9 protein-coding genes are annotated in these 9346 nt (G+C 55.6%); all 9 read right to left on the reverse strand.

Features of this window, described 5'->3' with window-relative positions; all coding sequences use genetic code 11:
• The coding region (gene alaS / locus ACI3UA_RS08065) for an alanine--tRNA ligase (protein WP_439724310.1) at positions 1-2327 on the reverse strand (2327 nt) is incomplete at its 3' end.
• 198 nt (positions 2328-2525) lie between these two features.
• Positions 2526-2834, reverse strand: coding sequence for a late competence development ComFB family protein (locus ACI3UA_RS08070; protein WP_439724302.1), 309 nt, complete (start codon positions 2832-2834; stop codon positions 2526-2528).
• A gap of 179 nt (positions 2835-3013) precedes the next feature.
• Positions 3014-3760: an ABC transporter permease gene (locus ACI3UA_RS08075; RefSeq protein ID WP_439724303.1), complete on the reverse strand. Its 747-nt coding sequence runs from the start codon at positions 3758-3760 to the stop codon at positions 3014-3016.
• A complete protein-coding gene (locus ACI3UA_RS08080; RefSeq protein WP_439724304.1) occupies positions 3745-4512 on the reverse strand; it encodes an ABC transporter ATP-binding protein in 768 nt (255 codons plus the stop codon). The genes ACI3UA_RS08075 and ACI3UA_RS08080 overlap by 16 nt, the downstream gene beginning before the upstream one ends.
• Positions 4513-4587: 75 nt before the next feature.
• Positions 4588-5529 (reverse strand): ABC transporter substrate-binding protein, encoded by a 942-nt coding sequence (locus ACI3UA_RS08085; protein WP_439724305.1) that lies wholly within the window; start codon positions 5527-5529, stop codon positions 4588-4590.
• Positions 5530-5651: 122 nt separating this feature from the next.
• Positions 5652-6527 (reverse strand): hypothetical protein, encoded by an 876-nt coding sequence (locus tag ACI3UA_RS08090; protein WP_439724306.1) that lies wholly within the window; start codon positions 6525-6527, stop codon positions 5652-5654.
• Positions 6520-6969, reverse strand: a complete 450-nt coding sequence (locus ACI3UA_RS08095; RefSeq protein WP_439724307.1) for a DUF3783 domain-containing protein — start codon at positions 6967-6969, stop codon at positions 6520-6522. The genes ACI3UA_RS08090 and ACI3UA_RS08095 overlap by 8 nt, the downstream gene beginning before the upstream one ends.
• A gap of 36 nt (positions 6970-7005) precedes the next feature.
• Positions 7006-8061 (reverse strand): DUF2939 domain-containing protein, encoded by a 1056-nt coding sequence (locus ACI3UA_RS08100; protein ID WP_439724308.1) that lies wholly within the window; start codon positions 8059-8061, stop codon positions 7006-7008.
• 72 nt (positions 8062-8133) lie between these two features.
• Positions 8134-9183 (reverse strand): tRNA 2-thiouridine(34) synthase MnmA, encoded by a 1050-nt coding sequence (gene mnmA, locus ACI3UA_RS08105; protein WP_439724309.1) that lies wholly within the window; start codon positions 9181-9183, stop codon positions 8134-8136.
• Between the last annotated feature and the right edge of the window lie 163 nt (positions 9184-9346).

Consider the following 9346-nt stretch of genomic DNA (forward strand, 5'->3'; position numbering starts at 1 on the left):
TCATTGGCAGCTACCTGGGCGGCAATCACGCTGAAAGCGCCCACGGACTGTACCTTGTCACCCAGTGCCGCCGCATCAGCCTTGGCCTGCTCGGCATGAACGGCATTAAGCTGCTGCTGCATGTCCTTGTTCTGTGCCAGCACATCGTCCACACGGGCCAGCACTTCGCCCTCATGGCATTTCAGCCTTGCCGCAGCCTCGGCAACGACCTTCATCTTGCCAAAGGCATAGTCAAGGGCCGCCTGTCCGGTGATGGCTTCAATACGGCGCACACCGGCTGCCACACCGGTTTCACTGATAATCTTGAACAGGCCAATCTGGCCTACATTGGTCACATGGGAACCGCCGCACAGCTCCATGGAGAAGCCAGGCACGCTGACAACCCGTACCACATCGCCGTACTTCTCCCCAAAGAGAGCCATGGCCCCCTTGCCGGTAGCCTCATCCTTGGACATGTGCTCAACCACCACATCGGTGCCCTTGAGGATTTCGCGGTTTACCAGCTCCTCCACATCAGCCAGCTGCTGGGCGGAAACAGGCTCAAAATTGGTAAAGTCAAAGCGCAGGCGGTCCGCATTGACGGAGGAACCTGCCTGATTTACCTGCTCGCCTACTACACGCTTCAAGGCGGCCTGCAGGAGATGGGTAGCGGTATGATTGCGGGCAGAAGCCAGCTTCACATTCTGGTCCACCTTGATTTCAACCTTGTCGCCAACCTTCAGCTGACCTTCCTCCACATAGCACTCATGATATACAGTGCCGTCAGGCAGCTTCTTGGCATTGACAGCCTGCACACGGCCGAACTCCGTAATGAGTACGCCCTTGTCGCCTACCTGTCCGCCGCCCTCTGCATAGAACGGGGTAACATCAAGGATAATGCCTGCCTCATCGCCATCCTGCAGCTCGTCAACCAGCGCGCCATCCTTCCAGATAGCCACAACTGCACCCTCGCGGGCAGACAGGTCAACTTTCAGGGCGGCGGTATCAATGCCCTGCAGATCAGGGATAGCATAACGCTCATTTTCCGCACGGGCAGCACGGGCGCGGTCACGCTGTGCCTGCATTTCCTTGTCAAAGGCTTCCTTGTCCAGCTCCATGCCGTTCTCGTGGAGAATTTCCTCGGTCAGCTCCCACGGGAAGCCGAAGGTATCGTACAGCTTGAAGCCCAGCTCGCCGGAAAGCACCGCGGAGCCTGCCGCCTTGGTATCAGCCATATAGCCGTCCAAAAGCTCAATGCCCTGCTCCAGCGTTGCGGAGAAGCGGTCTTCCTCCAGAGCGATAACCTTCTTGATGTATTCCTTCTTCTGGCCCAGAGCCTCGAAGTCGCTGGCACCCTCGTAAATATCGCAGACTGCGTCCACAGCCCCCTCAAGGAACTTGTCCTTTATGCCCAGCATGCGGCCATGGCGAACAGCACGGCGCAGAATACGGCGCAGAACATAGCCCCTGCCCTCGTTGGACGGCAAAATGCCATCCATAATCATGATGGTCATGGAACGGGCATGGTCGGCAATAACTTTCAGGGAAATATCCTTCTCGGCATCAGCACCATACTGAACGCCGGAAACCTTGGAAGCATATTCAATAATCGGGAACAGGAGGTCAGTCTCAAAGTTATTCCTTACACCCTGCATAACGGAAGCGATACGCTCCAGACCCATGCCGGTATCGATGTTCTTATGCTCCAAATCGTTGTAGGTGCCATCCTCAGTCTTGTCAAACTGGGTGAATACGTTGTTCCAGATTTCCAGATAGCGGTCGCAGTCACAGCCTACGCCGCAGGTAGGACTGCCACAGCCGCGCTCCTCGCCCAGGTCAATGAAAATCTCCGTATCAGGACCGCAAGGGCCGGGGCCGATTTCCCAGAAATTGTCCTCCAGCTTGACGATATGGGTCGGGTCAAAGCCAGGCTGTGCCTTCCACAGCTCTTCTGCCTCGGTATCCTTCGGATAAATGGATGCCCACAGCTTGTCCTTCGGCAGCTCCAATACCTCGGTCAAAAACTCCCAGGACCACGGAATAGCTTCCTTCTTGAAATAATCGCCAAAGGAGAAGTTGCCCAGCATCTCAAAATAGGTCTGATGACGGGCAGTACGGCCTACATTCTCAATATCGCCGGTGCGCACGCAGCGCTGGCTGGTGGCAATACGTCCGCGAGGCGGCTTCACCTTGCCGGTGAAATAAGCCTTAAAAGGTGCCATACCTGCGCCCACCATCAAGAGCGTCGGATCATTCTCCGGAATCAATGACGCACTCGGCAGCCTCAGATGGCCTTTTTTCTCGGCAAAAAACTGAAGATAAGCCTCCCGCAATTCATTACCTGTCATTTTCTTCAAAATAATCTACCCCCAAATAAGGAATTTATTACGCATTATACACGCTTTAATGCGCTCTAACCGCACACTAACTGTATTAGTATATCACACATCGCATAAATTGGCACAAAAATTTTCATAAAAAAATAAGTGCGGCCGTCAGGGGCGTTGTACCCTGACAGCCGCACCTCTGCGGCCTGAGCCTTTATTTTACTTATCTGTATGGCGCGGATTCCTGGTGACCTTTTCCGCCGCCTCGGTCATAGCTCTCAGCACATCCACCTTGACAATCATATCGGAGGTGTTGATGCGCTCAAAGAGATTTCCCCTGTCAGAGGAAACATAATGAGGTTTCAGATTGTTCAGCGCCAGCGCCTTGATGTCCGACAGGCACTGCACACAGCAGCAGGCCCCCGGAAACTTCTGCATAACAACAGGAAACTGTTCATCCACAACCATTTCAATAACGTTGGTCACGCTCAATTGCTTTAACACATCATTCGTTAACTTTTCAGCCATACTATCAACCATCCCTTGTTGTAAAAGTAACTTTTTCATCCATGCCTATATCTTACCATAAAACGCGTTAAAGCGCTACAAATATGCAAATAATCAGACAAAACTACTAGTTCCTTATACATTATATGCATACAATTCCCATGCACTCCGTCAGCCAAACTGCTCCGGGACGCGGCCGCCTACTGCTTGTACTGCCAGTGGCAGGCGTACTGCTCGATGATGTCAATGGCGGTAAACATGAGCAGGCCGATGAGGCTCAGCACCACGATGCCTGAATACATCTCCAGATAATTGACCCGCAGCCATGCGTCCATGATAAAGTATCCCATGCCATAGCGGGTACCAAAGGTTTCCGTAAAAAACAGCACGGAAATAGCCGTGGCCAGCGCCACCCTTACTGCCGTAATAAACTTGGGCAGGGAAGCAGGCCAGAGCACCTCGAAGAAGATGTCCCTGAAAGTCGCTCCCAGCGAATACAGCGGGTACAGGGTTTCCTTGGGAATGGAGCGGATGCCGTCCCGCACCGCTACGACCACCTGAAAGACAATAATCAGGAAAATCATGATGATTTTGGAGGATTCCCCCACGCCGAAAAGCAGCATGAGAATAGGCAGCAGGGCAATCTTCGGCACCGGATAGGTCAGATATACCAGCGGGGACAGGAAGCGGTCACAGCGGGGACAATACCCCATCAGCACCCCCAGGGGCAGGCCCACTGCCACCGCCAGCAAAAGCCCCGCTCCGATGCGCCACAGGCTGTACAGGCTGTGAATAGCTATGGCGCTCATGAAAATATCCGTCAGGTTTTCCACTACCAGCACGGGACTGGGAATAATCGGCAGGGACACGATTGCCGCAGCCGCCGCCCAGACAGCGGTCAGAAAGGCTGCCGCCGCCAGATACCACACGCTCATTGATTTTCCCATATCTGATTCCAGTCCTTTTTGATAAGATTTCGCAGCCTGAGCCCCATCTCAAAAAACTCCGGCTGCTGGCGGATGTCCTTGCCGCCAAAGAGAGGATTGTCAATAACCTGGCTGACGCCGCCGGTATAAGCTGACAGCACCACTATCTTCTGTCCGAGATAAAGCGCCTCCTCCACATAATGGGTGACAAAAATCGTAGAAACGTTGAACTTGCGCCAGAGGCGGAGAAAGACATCCTGCATTTCCTCCCGCGTGATGGCATCCAGAGCCGAAAAAGGCTCATCCATCAGGAGCACATCCGGCTGCAGGGCAAACACCCTGGCCAGTGCCACCCGCTGCTGCTGGCCGCCGCTCAGCTCCACGGGATAGCGGTGCCCCAGCCCCTCTATGCCCAGCTGGCGCATGAGCCTCTTAATCACGTTGCGATCCAGAAGCTCCGGTGCCTTCTTTATCTTCATGCCCAGGCGAATGTTTTCCACCACCGTTTTCCAGGGCAAAAGGCCATAATTCTGCGGCATGAAGCCAATCGTCTGCGCCTTCGGATTGACCTCTTCCCCATTGATGAGCACCCTGCCCTCATAGTCCGGTATCAGACCGGCCACGCATTTCAGCAGGGTGGACTTGCCACAGCCGGAGGGGCCGATGACGGCGCAGGTGCCGCCGTCCGGCACCACCAGATTAACGTTGGCAATAGCCGTGTAGATGTCATTTTCCGTCCTGTATTTTACTGATACATTCTCAATCTCAATCATAAAATTTACTCATTCAGGCCCCATTGCCCTTCTGCTTAACCTGCCCGTCCAATTCAAGTTACTTATTCAGGTCAGTTACTTGCTAAGGTCAAGCACCAGCTCATCATAGGTATAGCCCTGCTTGATAAGCCCCTTCTGCACCATCCAGTTTATACACTCGCTGATATCCTTTTCCGCCGGCAGGCCTGCTTCACGATACTTTGGCAGTTTCAGGGCATCCTTCGCCGCTGCCGGGAAGCCGCTCTTTTCAATAATCAGCTCCATGTACTCATCCTGCGGATGCTCATTGAGGTACATGACGGCCTTGTTGTAGGCGCGGTAGAAGGCCTGCAGTTCCGCTTTCTTGTCAGTTGCCGCCTTAGCCGTGAACATCATCACGCCCGGATTGACATTCATTTCCTCGGAATCAGTAATAAACCTGCAGCCATTGGCGATAGCAATAGAACCCATCGGCTCCGGCAGGGTTGCCGCGGCCAGCTTGCCGTTCTGCAGCATCTCAAGCCGGGTAGGAATCTGCGGAATCACGACCTTGTTTATACTGTCCTCCGGCATATTCTGGCTGGCCATGATGCGGTCCGTCACATACTCAATGATGGTGTTCTTGGATACGGCCACGTCCTTGCCCGCCAAATCCTGCGGAACAGAGGCACCGGCATCCTTGCCGGCAATCAGCTTGTAGGTGCCGTCAGTATAGGAGGTCACCTTCACATCAAAGCCGCCGGCCTTGGCAAAGGCCACCGCCAGCATATCAGAAATCGCGCCGTCCAGATTGCCGCTCTGCAGGGCGGCATCCCTGTCCATGGCACTCTTGAACTTCTGGATATCCACCTTCAGCCCTTCCTCGGCAAAATAGCCCTTTTCCTCGGCGATAATAATCGGCACGGAATCAATATCCGGCATTACGCCTATAGAAATCCCCTGCAGCTCCTTTTTTTCAGCCTGCTGACCGCCGCAGCCTGCCACCATCGCACACATGGCCACAATAGCCGCCACTGCCAGCCATAACATTTTCTTCATACCATCTTCCCCTTTGCATCTTTGATTGAATCGCTTCCTGCCGCTCATCTGAACGGCATCCTGCAACAATTATCTCCGCCAGCTGCTCATTTGGCAATCACCTATGCCGGTCAGTCAGCCGGTCACTTAAACAATGTGTTCAGGCCAACCGTCACATAGTGAAGCACCGCATCTATGACGTCCTTGTTCTCGCTGTAGGCCCTGTCCACGTCCTCCTTGACGCTCTGTGCCTGCTGGCGCACGGCATTCAGCTTGTCCAGCTGGGCGTCCACCTCGTCAATAGCGGCGCCTGCCGCCTGCACGGACTGGCTGATGGCCTCCAGCTTCTGCCGCGCCTCTGCCTCCTGGCCTGCCACGGCATTTTCTTCCTTCTTCTGCCTGCCGGCATCACCGGTAATCTTGTCCAGCACCTTGCCGGCGGCAGATTTATCCTGCTGCAGCTTTTCCTGCTGCTCCTTCTGGCCCTTTAGCTTGTCTGCCGCAGATTGAGCCTCCTTCTGCTCCGCCAGAAGCTGCTGATACTCTTCCTCCAGCCGCGCCTTTTCCCGGCTCAGGGCCGCCTGCTGGCTGTCCGCCTCCTGCATCTGACGGGAAGCCGCTGCCTGCTGGCTGTCCAGAGCCTCCTTTTTCGCCTGCTGTTCGCTCATGTAGCCTGACAGAGCCGCGCCGCAGAAGGCCGCCGCCAGAAAGCAGGCCACCAGAAGAACTGCCATCATGCCCCGCCGTTTCTTTTGCGCCGGGGCAGTCTGTCCCGGCACAGCTCCGCCAATGCCGCCCTGCGGCCTGCCATAGCCGCCGCCATTTCCCATGCCGCCATAACCACCGGCGGCCCCGGGACGGCCCGCTGCCTGCCCCGGCTCCTGCTGCGGCTGGCGGCGCGGTATCTCTATAGGCTCCAGCTCGCGCACCTTGCTGACATTCAGCAGCTGTGTCTTCTGGCTTTCCTCGTCGGGACTTACCCGCGGCAACGGCTGTGTATGCTCCAAATCCTTATTCATCAATAATATCCTCACTCAATGCTTTCTGCTCTTCATGTCCGCTGACACCGTCGGATGTCCTGCCAACCACGGCGCCATGCTCCTTTTCCATGGTCTGGCACAGCCTGCGAAGGGTCCACAGGGTGTTAAACGGCGTCACCACCGCCTTGTACAGCACAGGCGCCAGCCCTGCCTCCCGCCAGGCCGCCAGCAGCTTGTCCAGCCGCTTGTTGCGGATATTCTGCATAATCATGACCTCATGATCGAAGGCAAACTCGCCTTCCTCCGACCGGGAGGCCGCAAATCCCCTGCTTCCCAGCAAAAAGCCTATCTTCTCCTTCCAGGCATCCGACGGCAGCACCGTCACCGCAATATTCATGTGCTGCAGCAGTGCCACCACTGCCTCACGGCGTTCTTCATCAGTGAACTGATACAACAATACGCGTTCACTCTTAGTATTCATACTGCAATATCCTCTCCGTATACCTTCATACTTCCGTTACTTCACATGTGCATTTACCTGCCTGGTGAGAAGCTCCGCTTCCTTTTCCAGTGTTTTCGCCATTCTCAGGCTGTTGTCAGAAGCCCTGATCGTTGCGGCCTTTTTATCATCCATCCACTTGGCATAGCTGGCGGCCGCCTCGATTCTGGCATCACATATCTTCAATCTCAGGCGGTGCAGGCTCCCTGCCGCCTCCGGCACGCTCATGGCCTCCAGCTCCGCCTTCCTTGCCTGCCAGTCGGGTATCATCCGGCTCTCCAGCACGGCCTTTATCTGGCTGCGCGTGGCATTGCTGCCCAGGGAGCCCCCGGCCAGCAGGGCCTCTGTTTCCTCCTCAGCCTCCCTGACAACGGCATCATGCTGTGCCATCAGGCTGGCGGATTCCTCCAGATAAGCCTTGACCTGCTTCTGCCGCATGCTCTGCAGGCTTTCAATAAATCCCTTGAAATTGGTAATCTCATACACCTGCCAGCTGCCGCTCTCCGTTTCGATAAGCTCCACATCCAGCGTGTATTCCTCGCCGGCCTCGGCCTGAAGCACCCTGACCCTGGCCACGGCAGTGCCGTTATCAAAATCCACCGCCACGGATTCCAGCTTACGGAACTCAATATCCGGCAGGCCGATGCGGCTGACAATCACATCCGCATCTACGGAATCAGCTATGCTTCTCTCATCGGCGCTCCGGCTGATCCAGGTTCCCTGCTCCACGTAGTTGTCCACTGCCGTCTGAAGGCTCATGAGCACCGGCGCCTTGAACATTCTGGTCAGGCTGCTGACCGCCTCCCTGGTATCACCGGTAGCGGGCACCATGGCCTGCACCAGCCCGTCCAGCATGGCATCGCTGGCCGTGTCCAGCATGTGATTCACATCCACATACCTGTACAGCTTTTCCTTGTCATGGCCGGTTACCGCCTCCTGTACCATCCTGATGGCATACTCAGGCGTCCTGGTGTAGTACCCCATGTACCACCAGCCCCCTGCGGCCGCCGCAACGACCACCGCAACTGCCAATGCAATGACCCTTTTCTTAAAAGATTGTATAAACTTTCTCATACAAATCATTCCTTTTACCTGACAGCCTGCTATACAGCCTGCCTGACATACAGCTACTATAAACCCGATATATTACCTGACGGCTTCCCTGATGATACCGCCGCCCAGAACATCGTTGCCCCTGTAGAATACCGCTGACTGGCCCGGCGTAACTGCCCGCTGCGGGGCATCAAAGCTCACCAGCACGGTGCCGTCCTCACGAGGGGTCAGCAGGGCATCCGCCTCCTTGGCGCCGTAGCGTATCTTGACGCCGGCCCTCATGGGCTCCGTCAGCTCCCCTATGGCTACCCAGTTCAGCTTTTCCGCCACCAGTTCCCGGCTGAATACCTCCTGATTGCCTCCGGCTATCACCTGATTCTTTTCTGCGTCAAGGGCGATTACATACAGTGGCTTTTCTGCCGCAATCCCCAGCCCCTTCCGCTGGCCGACAGTATAAAAAGCCACTCCCTCGTGACGTCCCAGCACCCTGCCTGACGTATCCACGATATCGCCCGGCCTGCGCAGCTCCGGCCTGCAGCGCAGGAGATATTCCTTGTAATCATCAGGCACAAAGCAGATTTCCTGGCTTTCCGGCTTGTTTGCCACCGGCAGATTGCGCCGGACGGCCTCCGCCCTTGTGTCCGTCTTCACCCATCCTCCCAGAGGAGTGATGACGTGAGCCAGCTGCTCCTGCTTCAAGCGGTAAAGCGCGTAGGCCTGATCCTTGTTCCCATCAGTGCCCTTGCTGATGTTATACCTGCCCGTGGCCTCGCTGTAATGAATGCCGGCATAGTGCCCCGTGGCCAGATAATCGTAGCCCAGCCGTGCCGCCTCAGCAATCAGGCCGCCAAACTTGACCCCCGGATTGCAGGCCACGCAGGGATTCGGAGTACGCCCGGCGGCATATTCATCCAGAAAGTAATCTATCACCTTTTTCTGAAACAATGCCCGAAAATCCGCCACATGATGCGGAATCCCCAGAAAGTCAGCCACGATTTTCGCGTCGCTGACAGCGCCTGCCGAGCAGTCACTCAAATTCATGGTAATCCCTGCCACCTCATGCCCCTGCTCCTGCAGCAAAGCTGCCGTCAGGGAACTATCCACGCCGCCGCTCATGGCAACGGCAATTCTTTTCTTCTCCATAAAACCAAATCCTGCCTAACCTTGTCCTATCTCATCCGGACGCAGACCATTCATCCGCTGCACGGCCATTTGCCGCCGCACAGCCCTTCCCTGCGCCCTGCCATAATTAGTCTGACAAATCTTTAACCCCTATTATACTATTACTACATACTTTCGTCAAAAA

The organism is Anaerovibrio sp., from assembly GCF_051866355.1.
Taxonomy (GTDB): Bacteria; Bacillota; Negativicutes; order Selenomonadales; family Selenomonadaceae; genus Anaerovibrio.

Coding starts and splice junctions, on each gene's coding strand:
- ACI3UA_RS08070 (WP_439724302.1), bottom strand. CDS start 2,834: ATGGCTGAAAAGTTAACGAATGATGTGTTAAAGCAATTGAGCGTGACC.
- ACI3UA_RS08075 (WP_439724303.1), bottom strand. CDS start 3,760: ATGGGAAAATCAATGAGCGTGTGGTATCTGGCGGCGGCAGCCTTTCTG.
- ACI3UA_RS08080 (WP_439724304.1), bottom strand. CDS start 4,512: ATGATTGAGATTGAGAATGTATCAGTAAAATACAGGACGGAAAATGAC.
- ACI3UA_RS08085 (WP_439724305.1), bottom strand. CDS start 5,529: ATGAAGAAAATGTTATGGCTGGCAGTGGCGGCTATTGTGGCCATGTGT.
- ACI3UA_RS08090 (WP_439724306.1), bottom strand. CDS start 6,527: ATGAATAAGGATTTGGAGCATACACAGCCGTTGCCGCGGGTAAGTCCC.
- ACI3UA_RS08095 (WP_439724307.1), bottom strand. CDS start 6,969: ATGAATACTAAGAGTGAACGCGTATTGTTGTATCAGTTCACTGATGAA.
- ACI3UA_RS08100 (WP_439724308.1), bottom strand. CDS start 8,061: ATGAGAAAGTTTATACAATCTTTTAAGAAAAGGGTCATTGCATTGGCA.
- mnmA (WP_439724309.1), bottom strand. CDS start 9,183: ATGGAGAAGAAAAGAATTGCCGTTGCCATGAGCGGCGGCGTGGATAGT.